This window comes from Micromonospora sp. NPDC050795, assembly GCF_044456785.1.
Classification (GTDB): domain Bacteria; phylum Actinomycetota; class Actinomycetes; order Mycobacteriales; family Micromonosporaceae; genus Micromonospora.
Genome location: NZ_JBITGE010000115.1, coordinates 1 through 1,298 on the forward strand (window position 1 = coordinate 1; position 1,298 = coordinate 1,298).

The window sequence follows — 1,298 nt, forward strand, 5'->3', positions numbered from 1 at the left end:
ACCCAGAAAATCCTAGCCAAGCTGCGCTGCTGCCCCCGCCGAGCCACCGCGATCGTGCAGGCCATCCTCGCCCTGCACCACGTCGAAGCGGACCGATACGCAGGACGAAAAAGGCTCACTCAAGGACTCGCGACCATGCGCGAGGTCGCTACAGAGGTTGAAAGGTCAAGGTTCGAGCTATCTGGGTGGTTAGGGTTCGAGGGTCATGCCGGTGCTGGCGAGGAAGCCGGCGAGGAGGTCGGTCTGTTGCTGACATGCGCGAAGTCGACGTTTGACCAGTTGGGCGAGGTGGTCGACACCGCGGACGGCGGTGTTGGTCAGGCCGCGTTTCATCCAGCGCCAGACGCCTTCGGTGGGGTTGAGGTCCGGGGCGTAGGCGGGTAACCGGATCACGGTCAGCCACGGTCGGGCAGAGATCAGGGCGTGCATGCGGCGGCTGACGTGGGTGTTCAGGTTGTCCCAGATCAGCACTATCGGTGCGTGCAGGCGCTGGTGGGCCTGGTCGAGGAAGGCGATGTAGTCGTCCTCGCTGAAGCTGCCGCGTTCGCCTTTGCGTGCACGGTGCAGCCGGGTTCGCCACATCAACCGGCCTCGCTGTCCGGGCTTGAGGCAGACCAGACCGGCGATCGAGACCCGGCCGGAGCCCCTTCCCGGAGACCTCGACCACCGGCGTGTGCCCGCGCCGGGCCCACGTCTTGGCCACCGGCGGTCGCATGACCTGGCCCGCCTCGTCCTGGAAGCAGATCCAGGCGCCCCGCGCCGCCGCTAACCTCTTACCGACGGCCACCGCCCGCGATGCCAGCCGGCGACCGCTTCCGGATCGCGTTCGATCGCCCGACGAGTGGGAACCTGCTGGCTGTACCCGATGCGATGCAGCAGATAGGACACCCCGCGCAGCGTGTAGGAGACGCCGAAGCGGCGCTCGATCACCTTGGCCACCCGGGTGAGGGTCCAGCGGGCATCGTCCCAGCCGTGCACGATCGGACCTTCATCGAGCATCTCGGCCAGCTGTTTGCGCTGCTCAACGGAGAGTTTGCAGTCCGAGCCGCCCGGCCCGGCCGACGCCAGAGCCTGCGTTCCGCCAGCAGTCCACTGCCGCCGCCACAAACGCACCGACTTCTCAGAAACCCGCAGCTCAGAAGCAATCTGCGCGGTCGATACGGACTTCTTGAACATCGTCGCGGCCTGCATCCGGACCTTCTCACGCCGGACCCGAGCTGCCGCGTTCATGCCACCACCAGCCGGATACCTCATACCTCCGGCATACCGAACCCATCGACCCAGATCACGCAGACACG

The 1,298-nt window shown here is 66.5% G+C and carries 2 protein-coding genes and 1 pseudogene; 1 reads left to right on the plus strand and 2 read right to left on the minus strand.

The window, feature by feature from the left end:
- Positions 1-105 (plus strand): annotated as a pseudogene (locus ACIBEF_RS32470) (IS5/IS1182 family transposase); the annotation flags it as partial.
- A gap of 84 nt (positions 106-189) precedes the next feature.
- Here ACIBEF_RS32470 and ACIBEF_RS32475 read toward each other — a convergent pair.
- Entirely contained in the window at positions 190-582 is a 393-nt protein-coding gene (locus ACIBEF_RS32475; protein WP_396797242.1) for a transposase, read from the minus strand.
- 183 nt (positions 583-765) lie between these two features.
- Positions 766-1,298 (minus strand): winged helix-turn-helix domain-containing protein (locus tag ACIBEF_RS32480; RefSeq protein WP_396797244.1); only part of this gene is annotated, 533 nt, incomplete at its 5' end.